This window comes from Vibrio sp. Vb0937 (assembly GCF_033338855.1).
Genome location: NZ_JAWOTK010000004.1, coordinates 35,382 through 59,707 on the forward strand (window position 1 = coordinate 35,382; position 24,326 = coordinate 59,707).

A 24,326-nucleotide genomic window follows, 5' to 3' on the forward strand; every position below is an offset into this window, starting at 1 on the left:
TAAGAAATGGCAATCGAAATTAATGTACCAGACATCGGTGCGGATGAGGTTGAAGTTACTGAGATTCTTGTAAGCGTTGGCGACAAGGTTGAAGAAGAGCAGTCTCTGATCACAGTTGAAGGCGATAAAGCTTCTATGGAAGTTCCTGCTTCTCAAGCGGGTATCGTTAAAGAAATCAAAGTTGCAGAAGGCGACAAGGTTTCTACTGGTTCTCTAATCATGATTTTCGAAGCCGAGGGTGCAGCTGACGCTGCACCTGCTCCTGCGGCAGAAGCAGCTCCAGCAGCAGCTCCAGCTCCAGCAGCAGCGGCAGAACTAAAAGAAGTTCACGTACCAGACATCGGTGGTGATGAAGTAGAAGTTACTGAAATCATGGTTGCCGTTGGCGACAGCATCGAAGAAGAGCAATCTCTTCTAACTGTTGAAGGCGACAAAGCTTCTATGGAAGTTCCAGCGCCATTCGCAGGTACTCTAAAAGAGATCAAAGTTGCAGCAGGCGATAAAGTATCGACTGGCTCACTTATCATGGTATTCGAAACCGCAGGTTCAGGCGCTCCAGCAGCACCAGCGGCAGCTGAAGCTCCTGCGGCAGCAGCTCCAGCAGCGTCTGCGGCAAAAGAAGTGAACGTACCAGATATCGGCGGCGACGAAGTTGAAGTTACTGAGATCATGGTTGCGGTTGGCGACACAGTGGAAGAAGAGCAATCTCTAATCACTGTTGAAGGTGACAAAGCTTCTATGGAAGTTCCTGCACCATTCGCTGGCACAGTTAAAGAAATCAAGATTGCAGCTGGCGACAAAGTGTCTACTGGCTCACTAATCATGGTATTCGAAGTGGCGGGCGCAGCACCTGCTCCTGCAGCAGCTCCAGCTCCAGCTCAAGCGGCAGCACCTGCAGCTCCAGCTCCTAAAGCAGAAGCTCCAGCGGCAGCAGCTCCAGCAGCGACTGGCGATTTCAAAGAAAACGATGAGTACGCTCACGCGTCTCCAGTTGTTCGTCGTCTAGCGCGTGAATTTGGCGTTAATCTTTCTAAGGTTAAAGGTTCTGGTCGTAAGAGCCGTATCCTAAAAGAAGACGTTCAAGCTTACGTGAAAGATGCACTTAAGCGTCTTGAGTCTGGCGCAGGTGCAGCAGCATCTGGCAAAGGCGACGGCGCGGCTCTTGGTCTACTACCATGGCCAAAAGTGGACTTCAGCAAGTTTGGTGAGACAGAAGTTCAACCGCTATCTCGCATTAAGAAGATCTCTGGCGCAAACCTACACCGTAACTGGGTAATGATCCCGCACGTTACACAGTGGGATAACGCAGACATCACGGCTCTTGAAGCATTCCGTAAAGAGCAAAACGCGATTGAAGCGAAGAAAGACACTGGCATGAAGATCACACCACTTGTGTTCATCATGAAAGCGGTAGCTAAAGCGCTTGAAGCGTTCCCAGCGTTCAACTCTTCTCTATCAGAAGACGGTGAGAGCCTAATTCTGAAGAAATACGTGAATGTTGGTATCGCGGTAGATACACCAAACGGTCTAGTTGTTCCTGTATTTAAAGACGTGAACAAGAAAGGCATCTACGAGCTATCTGAAGAGCTAATGGCGGTTTCTAAGAAAGCACGTGCTGGTAAGCTAACTGCGGCTGACATGCAAGGTGGCTGTTTCACTATCTCTAGCCTAGGCGGTATCGGCGGTACAGCGTTTACTCCAATCGTAAACGCACCAGAAGTTGGTATCCTAGGTGTGTCTAAGTCAGAAATGAAACCGGTATGGAACGGTAAAGAGTTCGAACCGCGTCTACAACTTCCACTGTCTCTATCATACGACCACCGTGTGATCGATGGTGCTGAAGGTGCGCGCTTCATCACTTACCTAAACTCATGTCTATCTGACATTCGTCGTCTAGTTCTGTAATAGAAATTAGATGAATGAGAGGCGGCAACTTAGCCGCCTCTGCTAATCATAATTACCGACAATTTGGTTATCAGCCTTGCTTCGTTCAGGGTTTTCACAATCGAATTGTTGTCTAGCTCACAGGCTAAATTGATTTACTTTTCACACCATTAACATCTCTGTAAACTGTTAGCGGTCTGAAAATAACTGTTTAAAACAAATCTCTCTTAAACATAAAAAATCGATACCCACTCAGCCTGTTAGGGATAATGACTACAAGAGGTCAAAATGAGCAAAGAAATTAAAGCCCAAGTTGTTGTACTTGGTTCTGGTCCTGCTGGTTACTCCGCTGCATTCCGTTGTGCGGACTTAGGTCTTGAAACTGTACTAGTTGAACGTTACAGCACGCTTGGCGGTGTATGTCTGAACGTGGGTTGTATCCCATCTAAAGCACTGCTTCACGTTTCTAAAGTAATTGAAGAAGCGAAAGCGATGGCTGACCACGGCGTTGTGTTCGGTGAGCCTCAAACAGACATCAGCAAAATCCGCATCTGGAAAGAAAAAGTTGTTAACCAACTAACTGGCGGCCTAAGCGGTATGGCTAAGATGCGTAACGTAACAGTAGTTAACGGTTACGGTAAGTTCACTGGCCCTAACTCTATCCTTGTAGAAGGCGAAGGTGAGCCAACAGTTGTTAACTTTGACAACGCAATCGTTGCGGCTGGTTCTCGTCCAATCAAACTGCCATTTATCCCGCATGAAGACCCACGTATTTGGGACTCTACTGACGCTCTTGAACTAAAAGAAGTGCCAGAAAAACTGCTTATCATGGGCGGTGGTATCATCGGTCTAGAAATGGGTACGGTTTACCACTCTCTAGGTTCTAAAGTTGAAGTTGTTGAAATGTTTGACCAGGTAATTCCTGCAGCAGACAAAGATATCGTGAAAGTATTTACTAAGCGTATCAAAGACAAGTTCAAGCTAATGCTAGAAACGAAAGTAACAGCAGTTGAAGCAAAAGAAGACGGTATCTACGTTTCAATGGAAGGCAAGAAAGCGCCAGCTGAAGCTGAGCGTTACGATGCGGTTCTAGTTGCTATCGGTCGTGTACCAAATGGTAAGCTAATCGACGGTGAAAAAGCGGGTCTAGAAATTGACGAGCGCGGCTTCATCAACGTTGATAAGCAAATGCGTACTAACGTTCCTCACATCTTCGCGATCGGTGATATCGTTGGTCAACCAATGCTTGCTCACAAAGGTGTGCATGAAGGTCACGTAGCTGCTGAAGTTATCTCTGGTAAGAAGCACTACTTCGACCCTAAAGTTATCCCTTCAATTGCGTACACTGAGCCAGAAGTGGCTTGGGTTGGTAAGACTGAAAAAGAAGCGAAAGAAGAAGGCATCAAGTACGAAGTAGCAACATTCCCATGGGCAGCATCAGGTCGTGCAATCGCATCTGACTGTGCAGACGGTATGACTAAGCTAATCTTCGACAAAGAAACTCACCGCGTAATCGGTGGTGCTATCGTTGGTACTAACGGTGGTGAACTACTTGGTGAAATTGGCCTTGCAATTGAGATGGGCTGTGATGCAGAAGATATCGCTCTGACTATCCACGCTCACCCAACTCTACACGAGTCTGTAGGTCTAGCTGCTGAAGTATTTGAAGGTTCAATCACTGACCTGCCAAACAAAAAAGCAGTTAAGAAGAAGTAAGTTTTTTTCTGACTGAATGATAGAAGCCGCTGCAGTGCAGCGGTTTTTTTATGCTTGTTATATAGAAATATAAATGTGTGCTGATCTGACAGCAGACAATAAAAAGCCCACCAAACGGTGGGCTGACATATATCACGAGTTAAGCTTTAGTGTTCACGGTTGTAAATGCAAAGCATATCTAAGTATGAATTCACTAGATGTTTCAGTTCCGCTTCACTTTTAGCGCGGTTCGCTTGGACAAACAGTGAGTAACAAATACCGTGGAACAGGTTTGCCAAGTGTTCTGAATCGTGCTGGTCACACACTTCGCCACGTTCAATTGCTTTAATGAACATGTTTTGTACCAGCAACTGGTTAGTACGGTTAGTTGAAACAAACAATGGCCATACTTCGTCACGTGTTGACGCACTCCACTCGAACCATACTTTTAGCCAGTGACAATCTTGGCTGACAAGCTCGATCATCGCATTAGTAATATTGGCGATGTTTTCACGTGCATGTAAGTCTAGGTCTATGTTATCCGATAGGAAGTTTGAGAACTGACGTACGACGTGATTGAGAACTTCATCCACCAAGTCTTCGCGTGTAGGGAAGTAGTTAAAAACAGTCGCTACAGAAACTTGAGCAATTTCTGCGATATCTGCGTGACCACCACGACCGATGCCGCGGCGCGCAAATACTTCCAATGCGATTTCCATTAACTGTTGCTTACGCTTAATTGGAGAAAGCCTAGTTCTAGGTCTCTTTGCAATTGAGTCCATATCCATTTTCCTTGCCATTTGAGTTGATATTGGGGGTAACCCCCTAATTGATTATTTTAATAGTTGCTTAAAGCAGTGATGAGTGTAATGGTGCATATGCACAAGGTCAACATCTGTAGAACAATTTATATACAGTAATGTCATTATTATTGATAAATTTAGCTATGAACTTTATAAAACTAAGACCTTCTTCCAAGATTTTTTGGCAACAGGATGCGACTTTCAACCCAATGAACGTGGTGATACACTACACGCCGTAAGATTAGGTGATCGTTTGCGTGCGACTTACCTCAACCCACAAATTTAGATTGAGCACAGTATGAAACATACAATAGAAGTCATGATTTCTGAGCAAGAAGTTCAGGAGCGAGTTCGTGAATTAGGCAAACAAATTACAGAGCGTTATCAAGGTAGTGAAGATCTTGTGTTGGTAGGCTTATTGCGAGGCTCATTTGTATTTATGGCAGACTTGGCACGTGCTATCGAACTGACTCACCAAGTTGATTTTATGACTGCGTCAAGCTACGGCAATACGATGGAAAGCTCACGTGACGTTCGTATCTTGAAAGATTTGGATGATGACATCAAAGGTAAAGATATTCTGCTTGTTGAAGACATCATTGACACTGGTAACACACTAAATAAAATCCGTGAGATTCTTTCGCTACGTGAGCCGAAGTCTATCGCGATTTGTACGCTCCTAGATAAACCATCTCGTCGTGAAGTGAATGTTCCTGTGGATTGGATTGGTTTCGAAATCCCAGATGAGTTTGTCGTTGGTGTGGGTATTGATTACGCGCAGAAATACCGCCACTTACCATACATCGGTAAAGTTGTACCTCAAGAATAATCATTGAGAGCAGCATTAAAAATATAAAAAAAACGCCCATCTAAGATGGGCGTTTTTTGTTCAACTTTTAGATATGACTTAGCGACAAAGCAGCTTGTTATCTGTATTTAGAATCGTCGAAAGAGCTTTCTGGTAAGACGCTTCTACGGTTTCCTTAGAGTTAGAACGAATGCCTAAGTACTCTAAGCGACCATCTTCAATTCCGTATACCACACCATGAATTTCAACATCTTGCCCACGCTCCCAAGCGTTTTGCAGGATGGTTGAGTTACCCAAGTTGTACACTTGCTCTGCAACATTAAGCTCGCCTAGTTTATCCGCTCGATCTTGTTGCGGCATTTGATCTAGGTAAGTGCGGTGTTTGAAATAGATATCTCTGATATGTAACAGCCAATTATTAATAAGACCTAGCTTAGGGTTATCAATGGCTGCGTTTACGCCACCACATCCATAGTGTCCACAGACAATGATGTGTTTAACCTTAAGAACGTCTACAGCGTACTGGACGACCGATAGACAGTTGAGATCAGTATGGATAACTTGGTTTGCAACATTCCGATGAACAAAGAGTTCACCTGAGTATAGTCCGGTTAGTCGCTCGGCAGGGACGCGGCTATCAGAGCAGCCAATCCAAAGAAAATCAGGCTTTTGCCCCTCAGCGAGTTTTGCGAAGTATTCAGGTCGATCAGATTTGATCTCTTGAGACCATTTCGAATTGTTTTCAAATAACTGTTTTATTTCCGGCATTTTGCAAACTACTTCCCTTAAAAGACAAAATCGCTGCCGCTGTTTGTGTGCACATGCAAGCGATCAGTGTTGTAACTATACACAATGTTACAATTTCGATCTCGTTAAATATTCGTCAGATAGGACTCATCTGACTAGTTTTCATTAAGAAAAAAGTAAAATCTGGTGAAACTATTTGTGGTGTGAATTTAGCCTTAATCTATTTATGGTTTAAATTTTCGCCTAGCTCGTTAAAGTAGTGATATTTTACTTTTTAAAATTGAATGCAGGGAAAATCAGCAGTGTTCGGTAGTCGTTTTGAAGATATCAATTTCAAAGGGGATGTATTTGGCGGGGTAACCACGGCGATTATCTCTCTCCCTCTGGCGTTAGCGTTTGGTGTTGCATCCGGAGCCGGTGCTGAGGCCGGCCTTTGGGGGGCAATAATGGTCGGTTTGTTTGCCTCGTTATTTGGTGGTTCTAATACGTTAATATCAGAACCGACAGGGCCAATGACGGTAATCATGACCGCAGTATTAACCAGTATGATGGCGAAATACCCAGAAACGGGCATGGCTATGACTTTCACGGTTGTCATGATGGCTGGCGCGTTCCAAATCCTATTGGGGACATTAAAACTGGGTAAATATGTTACCTTGATGCCTTACAGCGTTATTTCCGGGTTTATGTCTGGCATTGGTGTGATTCTTATCATTCTGCAGTTATCGCCTTTGATGGGGCATGCTGCGCCTTCAGGGGGAGTACTCGGAACGTTATCTGCTTTGCCGGAGACCATTTCTAACCTTAAGTTCAGTGAGTTGTTTTTGGGACTACTGACTTTGGGGATTCTTTTTTTCTTCCCTAAGCAATATCGTAAATACGTTCCTGCACAGCTCGTGGCATTGGTCGCGGTGACTTTATTGTCTGTGATTCTCTTTGATACAGAAGATATTCGTCGTATCGGTGAAATTCCTGCTGGGTTACCTTCTCTCGTCGCCCCTTATATTGACACAGATATGTTTGTCGAGATGGTCATTGATGCATTAGTGCTCGGCACATTAGGTTGTATTGATACTTTGTTAACGGCGGTTATCGGTGACTCATTAACTCGTAAAGAACACGACTCAGATAAAGAGCTGCGAGGTCAAGGGTTAGCTAACATGATCTCAGGCTTGTTTGGTGCGCTGCCGGGGGCGGGGGCTACCATGGGGACGGTAACGAATATCCAAGTTGGGGCTCGTTCGCCATTATCTGGTGTGATTCGTGCACTAATGTTGGCGTTGGTTGTACTGGTTGCTGGCGGGTTAACAGAGCCAATCCCGATGGCTGTGTTAGCAGGCATTGCGGTGTATGTTGGCTTTAACATCCTAGACTGGAGCTTTATTCAGAGGGCACATAAGGTAAGCTTTTCCGGAATGGCGGTGATGTATGGCGTTATGTTGCTTACAGTCTTCGTTGATCTTATCGTTGCGGTGGGTTTAGGCGTCTTTATCTCGAACATTATCATCATCGAGCGTTTGAGCCGAGAGCAGGCGCGACAAGTAAAAGCGATCAGCGACGCGGATGAAGATGATGTGCCGCTGACTGACAGCGAGCGTGGTTTGTTGGATCGTGCGAATGGAAAAGTGCTGTTCTTTTATCTTTCCGGTCCGATGATCTTTAGTGTTTCTAAAGCCATTTCACGTCAGCACTCTAGTATTTCGGACTATGACGTGATGATTCTCGATCTTACGGATGTACCAATGATTGATGTGACCGTCGGTTTGGCGTTAGAGAATGCGATTAAGGATGCTCTCGATGCCAATTGTGCCGTGTATTTATTATGCCCGAATGAGCGAACACGAGAACAGCTAGAGAAATTCCATGTGATTGACCTTGTGCCTGATGAAAATATGTACCAATTCCGTTATGAAGCATTGAATGCGGCGGTGGCACATGTTGAGGCAGACCAGTATCAGCGCATAACGGCGTAATCATTCTGACAGTTAAAAACGCAACAGTGTCCTGTTGCGTTTTTTATGCTCTATTTTGTCTTACTTAGAGATAACCTTTACGAGGTAAGGGTTATATTTCCAACATTATCGAAAGGTTTATTTGTAATCATCGTTATTCAACGATAAACTGATGGACCTCCAGTACGATACCCAAGGCGATTTTGTAGTAAACCGCTGCTAAATATGAGTCGGTATTAGTAATCACAAACAAACGGCAATCAAGACCTTATGTACGCATTAGAAATTGAACAACTGCGCAAGACGTATGCAGGTGGCTTTGAGGCGTTAAAAGGTATAAGTCTCCAAGTGAAAAAGGGTGACTTCTACGCGCTTCTGGGTCCCAATGGTGCAGGAAAATCGACCACGATTGGCATCATTTCCTCCTTAGTGAATAAAACCTCCGGAACGACGAAAGTTTTCGGTTATGACATTGATACCGACCTCGAATTGGCCAAGCAGAATTTAGGCTTGGTGCCACAAGAGTTCAACTTCAACCAGTTTGAAACCGTTGAGCAAATTGTGATGCAGCAAGCTGGCTATTACGGTGTGTCTAAAGTATTAGCCAAAGAAAGAGCAGAAAAATACCTGAAAAAATTGGATTTATGGGAAAAACGCCAAGAGCGTGCTCGTAACCTATCCGGTGGGATGAAGCGTCGTTTAATGATCGCAAGAGCTTTGATGCACGAGCCGCAGTTACTCATTTTAGATGAACCAACGGCTGGAGTGGATATTGAACTACGCCGCTCAATGTGGGGGTTTCTGAAAGAGATCAACCAAGAGCAAGGAATTACGATTATTTTAACGACACACTACCTAGAAGAAGCGGAGATGCTGTGTCGAAATATCGGCATTATTAATCGTGGTGAGCTGATCGAAAATACCACCATGAAGACGTTACTAGGTAAGCTACGCGTCGAAACATTTATCTTGGATGTTGAGTCAGAAGTCGAGGTGCCTGAGCTTGAAGGTGTTAATCGACAAAGTATTGTTGATGGCTCTTTAGAGATAGAACTAGATAAGAGCCAAGGATTGAATTCGGTATTCAGTCAGTTAACAGAGCATGGCATTAAAGTTCTCTCAATGCGTAACAAAGCCAACCGACTTGAAGAGTTGTTTGTCAGCATTGTAAGAGAGGGGAGTAATTAAATGTACGGTTTATATTGGACGGCATTTCGCAGCTTGCTGAGCAAAGAAGTCACTCGTTTTACACGTATTTGGGTGCAAACCTTAGTGCCGCCAGCCATTACGATGACGTTGTACTTCATCATTTTCGGCAATCTTATTGGCTCTCGAATTGGTGAGATGAGCGGCTTTAGTTACATGGAGTACATTGTTCCAGGTTTGATCATGATGTCGGTGATCACTAACTCATACTCGAACGTGGCGTCGTCATTCTTTAGTGCAAAGCTACAGAAGAATATTGAAGAACTGCTGGTGGCACCGGTACCAAACTATGTGATTATTGCTGGCTATGTGATGGGCGGCGTGACTCGAGGTTTGTTGGTCGGTGCAATTGTTACTTGTGTGTCACTTTTGTTCGTTGATTTGCAAGTGGAGCACTGGGGCATTATTGTCGCGACTGTCTTCATGACGTCGGTGGTATTTGCTCTCGGTGGCTTGATCAATGCGGTTTACGCAAAAACATTTGATGATATTTCGATCATCCCTACGTTTGTATTGACTCCTCTAACTTACTTGGGAGGTGTCTTTTATTCGATTAGTCTTCTGCCTGAATTTTGGCAAGGCGTTTCTAAGATCAACCCAATCGTCTACATGGTGAATGCGTTCCGCTACGGCTTTTTAGGTGTCTCGGATGTGGGCATTGTCACTTCATTTAGTGTACTTGCAGTGTTTGTTGTTGCACTGTATGCCATTGCGCATTACCTAGTAACCAAAGGGATTGGCCTAAGAAGCTAAGCCATTCTCATAAAGCAAAGAGCAGCGACTCATGCTGCTCTTTCGCGTGCATAACAATACATACCCATACAATTTTTCGGTTTTTATCATGGTAGGTTTCAATCATTTGTAATAAATGAGTGATCCTATGAATATTGTCCCGCCGCCGCCTTTCTCCTATCAATTACTTAAGCCCAAATATTGGTCTGTATGGCTGGCATTTGGATCTTTAGCGATTCTTGTTAATGTACTGCCATACGTAGTATTACGAATCTTAGGTAGAAGCATCGGCTGTATTGCGATGCATGTAATGAAGCGCCGACACAAGATCGCTCTGCGTAATCTCCAGCTGTGTTTCCCTGATTTTACGGATTGGCAATGTAAGGACGTAGTACGAAAAAACTTTCAATATACTGGAATGGCGATCATCGAAACCGGTATCGCCTGGTTTTGGCCAGATTGGCGGATACGTCGGATAACCTCTATTGTTGGAAAAGATCGTTTACTCGCTGAGGAAAAGAATGGACGTGGTGTGTTGGTGGTGTGCAGTCACCATTTAAACTTGGAGATAACCGCTCGTATTTTTAGCCGGTTTGCCCAAGGTTATGGCGTTTATCGCCCAAATTCGAATCCTGCTTATGAGTTTATTCAACATCGAGGTCGAACTCGTTTTGGACATCAAATGATTGATCGAAAAGACGTGAAATCAATGATCAAAGTTCTGAAGAGTGGTCATCGACTTTGGTATTTGCCCGACCATGATTATGGCGTTAACCATTCTGTTTTTGCGCCGTTTTTTGCTGTTGAACAAGCGGCGAGTACCGTCGGGTCTAGTGTTCTCATTGATGCAACAAAGTGCGCGGTTATATCTGGCGTTACAGTGAGTAAAAATCACCATTACACGCTGTACATTGGAAAAGACATTAGCGAGCGTTTCGAGAGACGTAATGCGGTTAAAGCGGCAAGCATCTTGAACCAAGAGCTTGAGAAAATGATAAAACGTGATATTCCAGCTTGGATGTGGCTGCACAAGCGGTTTAAAACTCGCCCTGAAGGGTTAGATTGCGTCTATACGTAGAGTATAAAAAAGGTCGACTAAGAGTCGACCTTTTTACTTTTATGACTCAGAGCTTACTCTGCGCTCTCTGAGTTTGTATTGTTAGATTCAGCTTCTTCCTTCGCTTCGACAACCATATCTACCGTTTGGTTATCGATAAGACGAGCTTTGCCTAGGAACGCAGACATCAGAATGACAGCTTGTGTCGTTTCTGGTGTGATCACTTGTAATGTACGAGCATCACGAATGAAGATCTCATCAGGGTGCAGACCTGCAGCTCGAAGTTGGTCGCTTGCATCTTCGATGATCGATGCGTAGTCATCGCGGCCACCGCGAATGGCACTACTGATCCAACGCATTGTACGAGCAAGTACAGGCGCACGTTGACGCTCGTCCAGCGTAAGCAAGCCATTGCGTGAACTCATTGCTAAACCGTCCATTTCACGTACGGTTGGTACACCGATGATTTCAATGTCCATTGCTAGGTCATCAACCATCTTGCGGATAACAGCAAGTTGTTGGAAGTCCTTCTCGCCGAAGCACGCGACATCCGGTTGTACGATGTTAAACAGCTTATTCACAATCGTCGTCACGCCACGGAAATGACCTGGTCGAGACGCGCCTTCGAGAATTGTTGATAGGCCAGGGACATCGACGAAGGTTTGCTTATCCAGACCTTCAGGGTAGATAACTTCTGGTGTTGGCGTAAATACCACATCGACCCCTTCAGAGGTTAACTTGCTTAAGTCTTCCTCTAGCGTGCGTGGGTAATTATTTAAATCGTCTGCACGATCAAACTGCATCGGATTAACAAAGATGCTTACGACAACGATATCAGCGTATTCGCGTGCTTTACGCACTAAAGTTAAGTGGCCTTCGTGAAGGTTGCCCATGGTAGGGACAAACGCCACTTTACGACCTTCACGTTTAAAGGTTTTAAGGTGTTCACGAACTGCTGAGATTTCCGCAAAAGTTTGCATGCATTTATCCTCTAGGCAATGGTATGAGCGTCGTCTGGGAATACACCGTTGGCTACATCTTCAATGTATTTAGTAACGGCTTTGCGCATATCACCTGTTTCAGCAAGAAAGTTTTTGGAGAATTTCGGCATGTAGTTGGCAGAAATACCAAACATATCATGCATTACGAGAATTTGACCATCTGTTACGTTACCTGCACCAATACCGATAACAGGAACGTCAAGCACTTGCGTAATACGTTCAGCAAGCTCAGCTGGTACGCATTCTAGTAAGACGATTTGAGCGCCTGCTTCTTGCAGTGCTAATGCGTCTTTTACCATGCGGTCTGCTTTTTCTTGATCGCGACCTTGGATTTTGTAACCACCAAAAATATTAACAGCTTGAGGAGTTAAACCAAGATGAGCACAAACTGGAACTGATCGTTCAGTGAGCATTTTCACCGTGTCGACAAGCCAGTCACCACCTTCAATTTTTACCATATTGGCACCAGCACGCATCAGTTTAGCCGCATTTTCGCAAGCTTGCTCTGGGGTGGTGTAGCTCATGAATGGCATGTCTGCCATCAACAAACAATTTGGGCTACCAGCGCGTACGCAACGAGTATGGTAAGCGATATCATCGACCGTTACTGGCAGAGTATCGTTGTGACCTTGCAAAACCATACCTAGAGAATCACCAACAAGAAGTACTGGCATTTCTTGGCTTTCAAACAGTTGGGCAAAGCTCGCATCATAAGCGGTTGAAGTAGCAAATTTACGACCTTCTTGCTTCCACTTGATTAGGTCGTTGATGGTCATTTTTTTCATGGTTTTATCCTTACTAGGAGTTGGCTATGACTGCCAGATACTGAGGCCGTTTCTATCTACTTGTTCCAGTAGTTCAGAGACCTCGGTCCCATCAGGGAGTTGTAAACTTGGTGCAATTTCCGCAAGAGGGTAGAGTACGAATTCACGCTCTTTCATTCCATAATGAGGAACGATCAGCCTCTCGGAATTAATCACCTCATTGCCATAAAGCACAATGTCGAGGTCCAAGGTTCTTGGTCCCCAGCGTTCGTCTTTACGGACACGCCCTTGTTCTTGCTCTATAGCTTGTGTGCAATTGAGCAATTCAATAGGCGTCAAACTGGTGTTAATAGACACAACCGCATTGATGTAATCCGGTTGGTTTTGTGGCCCCATTGGCGTGCTGCTGTATAGCGAAGAAGCTTGAACAAACTCTGATTTAGGCAGCGTTTTTAATGCTTCAATCGCTTGCTTCGCTTGGCTGACAGGATCAGCCAAGTTACTGCCTACCGCAATGTACGCTGTAATCATGATTTGGGCTTACTCTTTTTCTTGCGATAAGTTTTACGGCGGCGCTGGCCTGTTTTCGGTGATTGACCGTCTAAGTCGGCAGCCATTGCTTGACGCATTTCTCGGCCTGCATTTTGAAAAGTTTCCCACCACTTGGCAAGCTTCTGAGTGTCACCACCTTCAATTTCACCGCGCATTTCAAGAAAATCAAAGCCAGCTCTAAATTTATTGAGCTCCATAAGACGGAATGCACGTTTACCGTTACGTCGTGGAAGACGAAGCTGTAACTGCCAAATCTCGCGAATGGTTGCGGTGTGGCGTCTTGGAATGGCAATTGTGCGAACTTGCTCGTCAAGAATGATGTTGCTCGCTTCCATAATGGCGTCGTAATGGCCTAAGTTGCGCTCTTCCATCAGTTCATCGGCTTTCGCACACAGTGGGTACCACAGCATTGCAGCAAACATAAATGCTGGATTGATGCGTTTCCCATCTTCGATGCGCATGTCGGTAGAATCTAGGACAAGATCCAACATCTGCTCAGTGTGAGAGGAGTAATCTTCTGTAAAGTGCGCTGCAATCGTCGGGAATAGTTGCTGGAATAGGTTGTACTCACGCAGTAGGTGGTAGGTTTCTAAGCCATGACCGGATTGCAATAATTTGAGTGACTCTTCAAAAAGACGCGCTGACGGAATGTCACCGAGCAACGGTGCCATGTGTTCGATTGGCGCTGCGGTGTCTTCTTCAATATCAAAGTCTAGTTTTACCGCGAAACGAACCGCACGCAGCATGCGCACAGGGTCTTCACGGTAGCGTGTTTCTGGATCACCAATAAGTCGAATTAGGCGATCTTCTAAATCTTCAATACCACGTGCGTAGTCGTGAATCGAGTAATCTGCGATGTTGTAGTACATCGAGTTAATCGTGAAATCACGGCGCTCAGCATCTTCATCGATGGTGCCGTAGACGTTGTCACGCAGCAGCATACCCTCTTTTGATTGCTGAGAAATGCTCTTATTCTTTTGCTCTTGGTGGTGACCACGGAATGTCGCAACCTCAATGATGTCTCGGCCAAACATAATATGAGCCAAGCGGAAGCGGCGACCAATCAAACGGCAGTTACGAAATAGCTGTTTGATCTGTTCCGGCGTTGCGTTGGTCGCAATGTCAAAATCTTTTGGTTTTTGTCCAAGCAGTAAGTCTCGAACCCCGCCACCCACAAGAAAAGCATCGAAACCAGCACCATTTAGGCGGTACAGTACCTTCAGCGCATTATCACTGATCTGCTTACGCGAAATGTTGTGCTCTTCACGAGTTATTACATTGAGAGCGAGCTCTGGAATTGTGGCAGGTTCGCTTGGTGTATAGTCGTTTGTATTCATGTGCATCTGGCAATAACTGGGTTTAATCCAATCTTGCTTTGGTTAGTTTTATACGCCTCTAGGGCCTAATTTGCGGCTAATGATAGCCTACACAATGCCATTTGAGAATCACGGTGTGATCTCGATCTCTGCTGGAAGCTGTTCCAACCGCCAGTTTTCGCAGCCCCAACGAAGAATATCTTCTATGTTGGCCGCCCTTACGGTTTCAGGTATCTCGAAACCTAAAAATGTCATGGCGCGCAATAGAGTAGGTTTTGGTGTATCTATATCAATAGCCGTCGCGTGATTTTGTTTCGACAATTTATTGCCGTTGTTGTCCATCGCCAATGGTAAATGCAAGTAGCTAACTTCAGGCTGACCAAGTATTTGGTACAGGCTAATTTGACGCCCTGTCGGCTCGATTAAGTCTGCACCTCGCACGACTTCTGTGACGCCTTGGTCGATGTCGTCCAATACTACCGCAAGATTATAAGCAAATAATCCATCTCGACGTTTAATAATGAAATCTTCATTAACGAGTTGCTCTGGAATAGTAATGGTTCCCCGCTTTTGGTCGAGGAAATGAGCGACAGACTTGGTCATTTTTAGGCGAATCGCGCCTTCTTTCAAGTTTTTATCGCGGCAAGTGCCAGGATAAAAACCGCCATGCTCTTTAATTTGCTTACGAGTACATTGGCAATAATAGGCTTCTCCATTTTCGAGCCATTTGTTTATTTGAGCTTGGTAAAGGTCGTGACGTTCGCTCTGGTATACCACTTCTCCATCCCAATGCAGCTGATAGGCCTTGAGTGCCTCTAGGATAAGTTGCGCTGCACCTGGCATTTCTCTTGGTGGGTCTAAGTCCTCAATACGTACTAACCAAGCTCCGTTTTGTGCTTTCGCTTGAAAATAACTGCCAAGAGCGGCAATCAGTGAACCAAAATGCAGTGGACCAGAAGGAGATGGGGCGAATCGACCTACATAGCGTGTCATGCGTGTATCTCGAATTTAGTAAACAAATAGGGTGCGAAGATAGCCAAAACAAAAAGGGAGCCTGAGCTCCCTTCAACAATCATAATGCTGGGTGATTAACCTTGCATTTGCTTCTCTTTGATTTCTGCAAGTGTTTTACAGTCAATACAAAGGTCAGCGGTTGGACGTGCTTCAAGACGGCGAACGCCAATCTCTACGCCACAAGACTCACAGAAGCCAAAATCGTCTTCTTTGATTTTATCCAAAGTCTTTTCAATCTTCTTGATCAAACGGCGTTCGCGGTCACGGTTACGCAGTTCTAGGCTGAACTCCTCCTCTTGAGAGGCGCGGTCAACTGGATCTGGGAAGTTTGCTGCTTCGTCCTGCATGTGGTGAACAGTACGATCCACTTCAGCTCTTAGCTGGTCGCGCCAAGCTGTTAAGATTTTCGTAAAGTGTTCAACCTGCTCTGGTGACATGTACTCTTCACCAGGTTTTTCCTGATATGGCTCCACGCCGGCAATGGCTAGGATGCCTATCGTTTTCTTCTTTGATTCTGGCATACAGCATCTCCTACTTACACCTAGTCAACTGCTACGCAGTCAATTTAAGGCGGGTATCTATAGCAAAAAGAGGCGGTGCAAGCAAATACTGAATCGCAAAGTTATCGTCAATGTGAAGACGACATCATTTTTTCTCTTAATTGATAAAATCAATAGCGGAAATCAGCTTCATTCCAGTATCGCTCAGTTCAGCTTTGTAGCAGAGAACTTCCACTCCAGCGTCTTGTGCTTGTTTGAGTAATAGTGAATATTTCGCGTCTATATGGTGCGCCGCGGATACTTTTTCAATACCTGAATGTAAAACAGTGAATAAAAGTATGGCCCTACTTCCATTTTGTGCCATTTCTGTGAGCTCTCTCAGGTGTTTTTGTCCCCGAGTCGTGACCGCATCTGGGAAGTATCCTTGTCCAGTAGAGTCGGTCTCATCAAGAAGAGTGACGCTTTTCACTTCTATATAGCACTTTGGCTTGTCGTCTGCGCTGAGCAAGATATCAATTCGGCTATTTTCATTACCGTATTTCACCTCAGTTTGAAGTGTGTCATAACCATAAAGCTCTGAAATGACATTATTTTCAATAGCCTCTACGGCTAATTGATTGGCACGCGCGGTGTTGATGCAAATACGGTGGCCTTGTTCGGTCTCACTCAACTCCCAACTATTGGGGTATTTTCGTTTCGGGTTGTCGGAAGTAGAAAACCAAACTTTGTTTCCGGGTGTTGCACAACCCGTCATTGCACCTGTATTTGCGCAGTGGATTGTACGGATTTCACCAGTATCGAGCTCGATATCGGCAAGAAAGCGTTTATAGCGTTTGAGTAGAGTGGCGGACTCTAAAGCGGGTGTGAAATGCATTTGCTTATTTAGACAAAAAATTTTTTATGTACAATGTTGCCATCATTACACCATAAGGTATTTCCTTTGTCACAATTGCCGATTGAAGCCGTGATGCCTGAGTTGCTGACGGCGGTCAAAAATCAACATCAAGTGATCGTAAAAGCGGCGCCTGGTGCCGGTAAGTCGACTTACTTCCCTTTGCAGTTACTCTTAAATCATTCGGTTGCTGGAAAAATCATCATGCTTGAGCCAAGACGACTCGCGGCGCGTAACATTGCCCGTTATCTTGCTGAGCAATTGGGAGAACAAGTTGGTCAACGCGTGGGTTATCGAGTTCGTGGCGAGGCAAAGGTAAGTTCTGCAACGCAGCTGGAGATCGTGACCGAAGGGATCATGACCAGGATGATCCAAACTGACCCTGAACTGGATGGGGTTGATCTACTGATCTTTGATGAGTTTCATGAACGCAGCATTCATGCCGATACCGCTTTGGCATTCAGTTTAGAAGTTCAAGAGGCATTGCGAGACGATCTCAAGCTGGTGGTAATGTCGGCAACGCTTGACCAACAAGCATTACAATCGTTGTTGCCGGAAGCCAGTTACATTGAATCTGAAGGGCGCAGCTTTGATGTGGCAATGCGCTACCAGCCGTTAGGTGTGAACGAGCATTTACCTACGAGTATGGCAAAAACAATAGAAAGTCTTATGAACAAAGAGTCTGGATCTTTGTTAGCTTTCCTACCGGGTGTTGGTGCCATAAAACAAGTTGAAGAGCGGTTGTCTCATTTAGCGGATGATATCGACGTATGCCCACTTTATGGTCAACTGAGCTTTGCAGATCAACAAAAAGCGATTACGCCAGCAGAACAAGGTAAGCGTAAAGTCGTTCTAGCGACCAACATTGCAGAAACTTCACTAACGATTGAAGGCATTCGCCTCGTCGTTGATTCTGGGTTAGAGCGTATTGCCCGCTTTGATTTGAAAAACGGTTTAACACGCTTAGAGCAAACACGCATTGCACAGTCTTCAGCGATTCAGCGTACAGGACGAGCGGGACGAATAGAAGAGGGCATTTGTGTTCGTCTTTATTCTGAAAACCAGTTCAAGCAGCAACCGCTGGTTCCCCAACCCGAAATTTTGCATTCCGATTTAGCTAGTTCAGTTATGGAGCTTGCCTTTTGGGGAGCGAGTGATATCCACGATCTAAAGTGGCTTGATGTTCCCGCTAATGCGTCATTGGAACAAGCGAAGCAGCTATTGGTGTCATTGGGACTACTGACGGAAAAAGGGCAATTAACGTCCGAAGGAAAACAGGCGCATGAACTAGGCGTTGAGCCTCGTGCGGCTGCGATGCTAATTAAAGCGCAATCTTACAGTGATAAGATGTTAAATGCTGCTTTGGCGGCGGTCGCACTGATTGAAGAGCCAGAGAGAAATGTTACCAATATCGCTTATAGCTTGCATCGTTGGCTTGTTGGTACTCATCCAAAAAAGTCGATGTTGTTCAAGCGTGCTCAATCTCTGGCGTACAAATTGGATACGGTATTTGACCTGAAAGGCGTGGATGAAGATGCATTACCGCTGGTGTTAAGTTTGGCATTTCCAGATCGCATTGCACAGCAGCGCACAAATCAATTTGGGCGATTTACTTTGGCTAATGGTCATGGTGCAGAATGTCGTCAGGAAGACATGCTAGGTGGCTGTGAGTATTTGGTTGCCGTTGACTTAATGCGTTCTCATTCTAATTCAAGTCAAATTCATTCGGCATGTGAATTGGATGTCAATATATTGCGAACGACCTTTGATACGCTATTTTCGTCTGAAGAAGTAGTGGACTGGGATGAAAAAAGAGGCCGTCTAATAGCTGAGCGACAAACAAAACTCGGTCTGCTGGTCGTTGAACGCGAGCCGTTGCCAAGCCCGGGCAAAGAAAAAATGACACAAGCTTTACTCACGTATGTCCGCCGCCAGGGCTTACAGAGTCTAAACTGGACACCGGCAGCGGAGAGCTTGTTGGCTCGGATTCGTTGTGCGGTGGAATGGTTACCTGAGCAGTCATGGCCAATGTTTGATGAAGCCAGTTTGCTGGATTCATTAGAGGAGTGGTTAGAACCATACATGACGTCTGTCAGTTCGGTTAAAGACCTGAGCAAGATAAACTTGGTCGAAGCACTTAATGCTCGATTAGGTTGGCCACTCAATCAACAACTGGATGAATGGTTACCTGAGCATTACCAACTGCCCACAGGTTCAAAGAAGCGTATCCGTTACCAATATGGCCATGAGCCGATATTATCGGTGCGTATGCAAGAAGTATTTGGGGAGAGTGGTTCCCCAACGGTGGCTCTTGGCCGCAAGCGTTTGGTGCTTGAACTGCTTTCACCGGCACAACGTCCATTGCAAGTAACGTCGGACTTGGCGGCTTTCTGGAACGGAAGCTACAAAGACGTTCAAAAAGAGATGAAAGGGCGCTACCCAAAACACGTTTGGCCAGATGATCCTGCCAATCATGTAGCAACAACGAAAACAAAAAGACAATTGAATAATGACTGACAGCAAGAAGCCTAGCGCGAAAAAAGCGCCAGCGAAGAAAAGTACAACCAATAAAGGAACCGCAAAACAGACTCGACGTACGCCGAGTAAAAAACCGACTAACGAGAAACGTTCGTGGTTGAAAGTTCTGTGGTCGTTTAGCTGGAAAGCTGGCGTTGCACTTGCCGCTGTTTTGCTGTTTGTTGGGATTTACTTAGATAGTGTGGTGAAAGAACGCTTTGAAGGCCAGCTGTTTGAGCTGCCAACGGTAGTTTATGCCCGTATCTTGAATCTAAGCCCTGGTGAGAATATCACCATCCAAGAACTGCGCAACGAGCTAGATGTGTTGAATTACCGTAAAGTGAGTCAACCTCGTTACCCAGGCGAATATTCCTCTTCTTCCACTCGGATTGAATTGATTCGCCGTCCATTCGAGTTTGCCGATGGTCCCGAGCCGGATCGTCACATTATGCTGCATTTCTCTGATTCCGGCTTGCAACGTATTCAGTCTTTAGAATCTCGAGGAGACCTTGGTTACTTGCGCCTAGAACCGAAGATGTTGGGCATGCTGGAGAAAGACCGTGATGAACAGCGCCTTTTCTTACGTCGTGATCAGTTCCCTGAAATTTTGGTGGATGCACTGCTTGCGACCGAAGACCGGGATTTTTATCAACATGACGGGGTGTCACCGCTCGCGATTGCACGTGCATTGGTTGCGAACATTAAGGCGGGTCGTACTGTTCAAGGTGGTAGTACGCTGACTCAGCAATTGGCAAAAAACCTGTTTTTGACTCGTGATAAAACACTGTGGCGTAAAGTTCGAGAAGCGTATATCGCGCTAATTTTGGATTACCGTTATAGCAAAGATCGTATCTTAGAAGCCTACCTAAACGAAGTGTACCTAGGTCAAAGTGGAGGTGAAGCGATCCACGGGTTTGGCTTGGCGTCGCGTTACTATTTTGGGCAGCCAATTCAGGAGTTGCGAATCGATCAACTGGCGATGTTAGTTGGGATGGTAAAAGGACCGTCTTACTACAACCCAATTCGTTACCCTGAGAGAACGAAAGAGCGTCGTGATCTCGTTCTGCGCCTGTTAATGCAGCAAAACATGTTGACTTCAGAGCAGTATGAACAAGCTGTAAGTCGTCCACTCGATACGCAAAGCAAGCCACGTATCGCGAGCCGTCAGCCAGCTTATTTCCAACAATTGAGTATTGAATTAAAAGAAAAAGTTGGGGAGCGATTTAAAGCAGAGACCGGACTGCGCGTATTTACGTCTCTGGACCCAGTATCGCAAAGCAAAATGGAACAAGCTATCGCGAAAAAGATCCCAGAACTAGCTAAACGGGGTGGTAAAGAGTTAGAAGCCGCTGCTGTGGCCGTTGATCGCCATAGTGGTGAAATCCGTGCGATGGTAGGTGGTAAACGTGTCGGTTATGAAGGCTTTAACCGCGCGCTCAATGCCAGTCGTCCGATTGGTTCTTTAGTGAAACCAGCGATTTACTTAACGGCTCTAGAACAACCGGATAAATACAACCTAGGCACGACGCTACACGACACGCCGTTAAGTCTGAAGAGCAGTAAAGGTAACGTGTGGACGCCGCGCAACTACGATAGAAAATATCGTGGTGATGTACCACTTTACATTGCTTTAGCGAAATCACTCAACGTTCCAACCGTGCGCTTAGGTATGGCACTTGGCATTCCTGAAGTCTCCAATACTTTAGAGCGTTTGGGCGTGAACAAAGACGAAATTCGCCCAGTGCCTTCGATGTTTTTGGGTTCGTTTTCTTTGACGCCATTCGAAGTTGCACAGATGTATCAGACTCTGACGAATTCAGGTAAGCGTGCAAAACTGACCGCTCTGCGCTCAGTCATGGATATGGAAGGTAATGTGCTGTATCAATCCTTGCCTCGTTCATCAAGAGCCGTGGATGAACAAGCAGCATGGCTAACGACCTACGCGATGAAACAAGGGGTTGCTCAAGGCACTGGCCGCTTCTTACAAAGCCAGTTTGGTTGGGCTGCATTGGCAGGAAAAACGGGTACTAGTAATGACAACCGCGATAGTTGGTTTGTCGGTGTTGATGGTCGTGAGGTAACGACAATTTGGCTAGGCCGCGACGATAATAAACCCGTGAATCTAACGGGGTCGAGTGGTGCATTACGAGTGTACGCAGAGTACTTGAAGCAGCGTATTCCTGAGCGCTTAGAACTCCCATGGCCAAGAGAAATCATCACATTAGGGTTCAAGCCTACATCTGATGGAGCTTTAGAAATGAACTGCCGTAGTGATTACAAACTGCCGGTTTGGGATAAAACCGGTCAGATAAAGCAACAGTGTGAGAAGAAATCAAACTGGTTAAATAGCATATTTGATTGGTAGCATCGCCAAATCAACAACATTAGCTTGTTTATCTGATTAATTCTTAGTACATATTAGGGCGTGTTAGTACAGTACTGCTAGCACGCCCTACTTGATCAGATATTCAATAAAGGAAGAAGTGAATGTTCAAAAAGCTGTTATCAAGCCCATCGGTTCGCAACTTTGCGCTTTGGGTTAGTACCTTTTTGATGATCACTCCTTCTGTTTCCCTCGCAAACTCTCTAACAAAAACGGATGACTTGGAACCTCGACCAAAGGTGGCGGTTGTGCTCGCTGGTGGCGGAGCGAAAGGGGCGGCACACATTGGAGTTTTAAAAGCATTGGAAGAAATGCAGATCCCTGTCGATATTGTGACCGGTACCAGTATGGGCGCCTATGTGGGTGGGCTCTATGCCACGGGGATGAGTGCTGATGAAATCGAGAGTTTTATCTACACCGTCGATTGGGGCAGCGGTTATCGAGATCGTGTTGACCGTAGCCAACGTCGAGTTCGTGACAAAGAGTATGAAGACCGCTATCAAATTAATACCGACCTCGGCTTAAGGTTCGGTGAGGTACGAGCACCAACGGGTGTGGTGCAAGGCCAGAACATGTTGCGAGTATTGCGTGAGACTACAGGGAACTTAGGGCGATTCGATTCTTTTGATGATCTTGCCATTCCTTATCGTTCTGTTGCGACAGATATTCTTGCCTTAGAAGAAGTCGTACTGGGCAATGGTTACCTTGTGGACGCCATGATGGCTAGCATGTCTGTACCAGGAGCGCTTCCTCCCTATAAGCTCAATGGCCATATGCTTGTTGATGGCGGCGTCGTCAATAACATGCCTGTCGATGTGGCTCGCGCCATGGGGGCTGATGTCGTTATTGCCGTCGATATTAGCACCGACTACAAAACCGAAGATGAATTTACGGGGCTGTTTACTGTCGCGGACCAACTCTCTAACTATCTCGTTCGTCGTAGTACACAACAGCAAGTGGACGAGCTTGAACCTCAAGATATCTATATTCGTCCCAATGTGGGCACCATGGAAACTGTCGAGTTCGACAAAATGCCTTGGGCTTTTCAAGCTGGGTACGATATTACCAAGCAGTTAAAAGACAAGCTGAAAGGGTTGCGCTTGTCCAATGCGGACTATCAAAAATACATCGATCGCAAACAAGAAGTTCGTAAAACTTTAATTTATGGCGATCAGCGTGTGGTTGATGACATAGTGATTGTTAATAACACGCACTACAGCGATGTGCTGTTGACGAATCGTATTGAACTAGAAACCGGACGTCGTATTTCAACGGCCGAAATTGAGAAAGCCGTTGAAAACCTCTACGCGTTAGATCGGTTCGAGCTCATCACTTATCACTTTGAAGAGGTGGATGGTGAGACATTGTTGGTTTTTGATGTTAACGAGAAGTCGTGGGGGCCTAATTATCTCAACTTCCGATTTTTTCTTGAAGATGACTTCGATACAGATAGCCAGTACGGCATAGGGATATCAACCAACTTTACCAACTTGAACTCTCATGGCGCGGAGTTGGCGTTCAACGTAGAAATGGGCACGGATAAGCTGATTGAAGCTGAGTTGTATTCTCCTGTTTTATCTAGCCAAGAACTTTTTGTATCGGGGCGTATTTCCTATGGCAGTGAGAGCCGAAACTTACCTTTAACAGAGCCTCAAGCACCAGATTTAGAGTCAGTAAATGATTTTTTTCCGGTCACTTACGATGATTTTACAACAGAGTTAGCGATAGGTATCCAACCCACATTGTGGCAAGAACTTCGATTTGGCGCTCGCTACTCAACCGGAGATATTGAGCTTTCTACTTTGGCTTCTGCTGGTAAATTGGATTTTGAACGTCGTGGCCTGTTTGCCAATTATCGCCTAGATACACTCGATGATTTCGCATTTCCGACTCGTGGGCTTTTAGTCGATCTCGAATATTTAGTGTCTCATGATCAAAGTCCTCAAGGCGTTAGCCTTTTAGAAACTGACAAAATTATTGAAGATACCGTTTATGAAATCTCTGCACGATTTAAAGGTGCAGTGAGTCATCAGCGTCATACTTTAGTCGGACATGCTGAATATAGTTTTGTAGAGAGTAAAAACTCATCTTTACCGCTTGATCCCAGAGAGTTGGGCGGCTTCTTAAGCCTATCGGGAATCCCAAGAAATAGCCTGATCGGACAGAACTTATTTTTCAGCAGTTTGGTGTACCGATATAAGTGGTTTGATAATGATTTCGGATTGTTTGAAGCTCCAGTCTACCTGGGCGCATCGGTCGAATATGGCGGTGTTTGGTCTGATAATGATCTGAAACTAAACGAAGCGCCGCTTTACAATGCTGGCTCCATCTTCTTTGGTGTTGACTCACCAATAGGACCAATAATGTTGGCATACGGTCGTACCGAGCAAGATTTGGATGCTGTGTATTTGATCGTAGGAACATCGTTTAATTAATCGGGTATGAGAAAGCAAAAACTTGGCATATTTGGTCAAAATTAGCAGAACTTTAGTCGTAAGTTGCT

General features: G+C 45.4%; 19 protein-coding genes. 10 read left to right on the forward strand and 9 right to left on the reverse strand.

The genetic code is table 11. The features are described from left to right. The first annotated feature begins 6 nt into the window (after positions 1 to 6). Positions 7 to 1,905 (forward strand): pyruvate dehydrogenase complex dihydrolipoyllysine-residue acetyltransferase, encoded by a 1,899-nt coding sequence (aceF, locus tag R7P67_RS08520; protein WP_005386611.1) that lies wholly within the window; start codon positions 7 to 9, stop codon positions 1,903 to 1,905. A gap of 267 nt (positions 1,906 to 2,172) precedes the next feature. Next, the gene (lpdA, locus tag R7P67_RS08525) at positions 2,173 to 3,600 is read left to right on the forward strand and encodes a dihydrolipoyl dehydrogenase (protein WP_005379993.1); all 1,428 of its coding nucleotides are present in this window, start codon (positions 2,173 to 2,175) and stop codon (positions 3,598 to 3,600) included. 146 nt (positions 3,601 to 3,746) lie between these two features. Here the strand turns inward: lpdA and opaR are convergent, their stop codons facing one another. Then, a complete protein-coding gene (gene opaR, locus R7P67_RS08530; RefSeq protein WP_154205052.1) occupies positions 3,747 to 4,361 on the reverse strand; it encodes a transcriptional regulator OpaR in 615 nt (204 codons plus the stop codon). A gap of 319 nt (positions 4,362 to 4,680) precedes the next feature. On the opposite strand from opaR, the gene hpt reads away from it, so the two are divergent. Then, entirely contained in the window at positions 4,681 to 5,211 is a 531-nt protein-coding gene (gene hpt, locus R7P67_RS08535; RefSeq protein ID WP_005379995.1) for a hypoxanthine phosphoribosyltransferase, read from the forward strand. Positions 5,212 to 5,289: 78 nt separating this feature from the next. Here the strand turns inward: hpt and can are convergent, their stop codons facing one another. Next, positions 5,290 to 5,958: a carbonate dehydratase gene (can, locus tag R7P67_RS08540; protein ID WP_005379996.1), complete on the reverse strand. Its 669-nt coding sequence runs from the start codon at positions 5,956 to 5,958 to the stop codon at positions 5,290 to 5,292. Positions 5,959 to 6,239: 281 nt separating this feature from the next. Between can and R7P67_RS08545 the strand changes: the two genes are divergently transcribed. The 4 genes from R7P67_RS08545 (at position 6,240) to R7P67_RS08560 (ending at position 10,905) form a co-directional block, all read left to right on the forward strand. Next, positions 6,240 to 7,910 (forward strand): SulP family inorganic anion transporter, encoded by a 1,671-nt coding sequence (locus tag R7P67_RS08545; protein WP_005379997.1) that lies wholly within the window; start codon positions 6,240 to 6,242, stop codon positions 7,908 to 7,910. A 249-nt stretch (positions 7,911 to 8,159) separates the two neighbouring features. Further along, on the forward strand, positions 8,160 to 9,077 hold the full coding sequence (locus R7P67_RS08550; RefSeq protein ID WP_025768187.1) for an ABC transporter ATP-binding protein: 918 nt from the start codon (positions 8,160 to 8,162) through the stop codon (positions 9,075 to 9,077). After that, entirely contained in the window at positions 9,078 to 9,848 is a 771-nt protein-coding gene (locus tag R7P67_RS08555) for an ABC transporter permease (RefSeq protein WP_005386598.1), read from the forward strand. A 127-nt stretch (positions 9,849 to 9,975) separates the two neighbouring features. Continuing rightward, complete coding sequence (locus R7P67_RS08560; protein WP_151515104.1) at positions 9,976 to 10,905, forward strand: Kdo(2)-lipid IV(A) acyltransferase; 930 nt, start codon at positions 9,976 to 9,978, stop codon at positions 10,903 to 10,905. A gap of 53 nt (positions 10,906 to 10,958) precedes the next feature. On the opposite strand, the gene panC is transcribed toward R7P67_RS08560, so the two are convergent. The 7 genes from panC to sfsA all read right to left on the reverse strand — a co-directional run bounded on the left by panC (position 10,959) and on the right by sfsA (position 16,905). Beyond that, positions 10,959 to 11,864, reverse strand: a complete 906-nt coding sequence (panC, locus tag R7P67_RS08565) for a pantoate--beta-alanine ligase (RefSeq protein WP_005380005.1) — start codon at positions 11,862 to 11,864, stop codon at positions 10,959 to 10,961. An 11-nt stretch (positions 11,865 to 11,875) separates the two neighbouring features. Continuing rightward, complete coding sequence (gene panB / locus R7P67_RS08570) at positions 11,876 to 12,670, reverse strand: 3-methyl-2-oxobutanoate hydroxymethyltransferase (RefSeq protein WP_005386592.1); 795 nt, start codon at positions 12,668 to 12,670, stop codon at positions 11,876 to 11,878. A gap of 24 nt (positions 12,671 to 12,694) precedes the next feature. After that, positions 12,695 to 13,180: a 2-amino-4-hydroxy-6-hydroxymethyldihydropteridine diphosphokinase gene (gene folK / locus R7P67_RS08575; RefSeq protein WP_017635910.1), complete on the reverse strand. Its 486-nt coding sequence runs from the start codon at positions 13,178 to 13,180 to the stop codon at positions 12,695 to 12,697. Next, the gene (gene pcnB / locus R7P67_RS08580) at positions 13,177 to 14,544 is read right to left on the reverse strand and encodes a polynucleotide adenylyltransferase PcnB (RefSeq protein WP_005386589.1); all 1,368 of its coding nucleotides are present in this window, start codon (positions 14,542 to 14,544) and stop codon (positions 13,177 to 13,179) included. The genes folK and pcnB overlap by 4 nt, the downstream gene beginning before the upstream one ends. Before the next feature lie 102 nt (positions 14,545 to 14,646). Further along, positions 14,647 to 15,510 (reverse strand): tRNA glutamyl-Q(34) synthetase GluQRS, encoded by an 864-nt coding sequence (gene gluQRS, locus R7P67_RS08585; RefSeq protein ID WP_149192419.1) that lies wholly within the window; start codon positions 15,508 to 15,510, stop codon positions 14,647 to 14,649. A 95-nt stretch (positions 15,511 to 15,605) separates the two neighbouring features. Next, complete coding sequence (gene dksA, locus R7P67_RS08590; protein WP_005386584.1) at positions 15,606 to 16,052, reverse strand: RNA polymerase-binding protein DksA; 447 nt, start codon at positions 16,050 to 16,052, stop codon at positions 15,606 to 15,608. 136 nt (positions 16,053 to 16,188) lie between these two features. Continuing rightward, entirely contained in the window at positions 16,189 to 16,905 is a 717-nt protein-coding gene (gene sfsA, locus R7P67_RS08595; RefSeq protein ID WP_005380023.1) for a DNA/RNA nuclease SfsA, read from the reverse strand. A gap of 66 nt (positions 16,906 to 16,971) precedes the next feature. Between sfsA and hrpB the strand changes: the two genes are divergently transcribed. From hrpB to R7P67_RS08610, 3 genes are all read left to right on the forward strand, one after another. Beyond that, positions 16,972 to 19,440 (forward strand): ATP-dependent helicase HrpB, encoded by a 2,469-nt coding sequence (gene hrpB / locus R7P67_RS08600; RefSeq protein WP_318085935.1) that lies wholly within the window; start codon positions 16,972 to 16,974, stop codon positions 19,438 to 19,440. Then, positions 19,433 to 21,805 (forward strand): penicillin-binding protein 1B, encoded by a 2,373-nt coding sequence (mrcB, locus tag R7P67_RS08605; RefSeq protein WP_262653543.1) that lies wholly within the window; start codon positions 19,433 to 19,435, stop codon positions 21,803 to 21,805. Before hrpB ends, mrcB begins: the two co-directional genes overlap by 8 nt. Positions 21,806 to 21,927: 122 nt before the next feature. Beyond that, positions 21,928 to 24,258, forward strand: a complete 2,331-nt coding sequence (locus tag R7P67_RS08610; protein ID WP_005380018.1) for a patatin-like phospholipase family protein — start codon at positions 21,928 to 21,930, stop codon at positions 24,256 to 24,258. Positions 24,259 to 24,326: the final 68 nt, after the last annotated feature.

What these genes read in the sequence shown, in the direction of transcription:
- lpdA (WP_005379993.1), top strand. Translation starts at nt 2,173, where the DNA reads ATGAGCAAAGAAATTAAAGCCCAAGTTGTTGTACTTGGTTCTGGTCCT.
- R7P67_RS08555 (WP_005386598.1), top strand. Translation starts at nt 9,078, where the DNA reads ATGTACGGTTTATATTGGACGGCATTTCGCAGCTTGCTGAGCAAAGAA.
- dksA (WP_005386584.1), bottom strand. Translation starts at nt 16,052, where the DNA reads ATGCCAGAATCAAAGAAGAAAACGATAGGCATCCTAGCCATTGCCGGC.
- panC (WP_005380005.1), bottom strand. Translation starts at nt 11,864, where the DNA reads ATGCAAACTTTTGCGGAAATCTCAGCAGTTCGTGAACACCTTAAAACC.
- can (WP_005379996.1), bottom strand. Translation starts at nt 5,958, where the DNA reads ATGCCGGAAATAAAACAGTTATTTGAAAACAATTCGAAATGGTCTCAA.
- hpt (WP_005379995.1), top strand. Translation starts at nt 4,681, where the DNA reads ATGAAACATACAATAGAAGTCATGATTTCTGAGCAAGAAGTTCAGGAG.
- gluQRS (WP_149192419.1), bottom strand. Translation starts at nt 15,510, where the DNA reads ATGACACGCTATGTAGGTCGATTCGCCCCATCTCCTTCTGGTCCACTG.
- opaR (WP_154205052.1), bottom strand. Translation starts at nt 4,361, where the DNA reads ATGGACTCAATTGCAAAGAGACCTAGAACTAGGCTTTCTCCAATTAAG.
- R7P67_RS08610 (WP_005380018.1), top strand. Translation starts at nt 21,928, where the DNA reads ATGTTCAAAAAGCTGTTATCAAGCCCATCGGTTCGCAACTTTGCGCTT.
- panB (WP_005386592.1), bottom strand. Translation starts at nt 12,670, where the DNA reads ATGAAAAAAATGACCATCAACGACCTAATCAAGTGGAAGCAAGAAGGT.
- folK (WP_017635910.1), bottom strand. Translation starts at nt 13,180, where the DNA reads ATGATTACAGCGTACATTGCGGTAGGCAGTAACTTGGCTGATCCTGTC.
- pcnB (WP_005386589.1), bottom strand. Translation starts at nt 14,544, where the DNA reads ATGCACATGAATACAAACGACTATACACCAAGCGAACCTGCCACAATT.
- aceF (WP_005386611.1), top strand. Translation starts at nt 7, where the DNA reads ATGGCAATCGAAATTAATGTACCAGACATCGGTGCGGATGAGGTTGAA.
- sfsA (WP_005380023.1), bottom strand. Translation starts at nt 16,905, where the DNA reads ATGCATTTCACACCCGCTTTAGAGTCCGCCACTCTACTCAAACGCTAT.
- mrcB (WP_262653543.1), top strand. Translation starts at nt 19,433, where the DNA reads ATGACTGACAGCAAGAAGCCTAGCGCGAAAAAAGCGCCAGCGAAGAAA.
- R7P67_RS08550 (WP_025768187.1), top strand. Translation starts at nt 8,160, where the DNA reads ATGTACGCATTAGAAATTGAACAACTGCGCAAGACGTATGCAGGTGGC.
- R7P67_RS08560 (WP_151515104.1), top strand. Translation starts at nt 9,976, where the DNA reads ATGAATATTGTCCCGCCGCCGCCTTTCTCCTATCAATTACTTAAGCCC.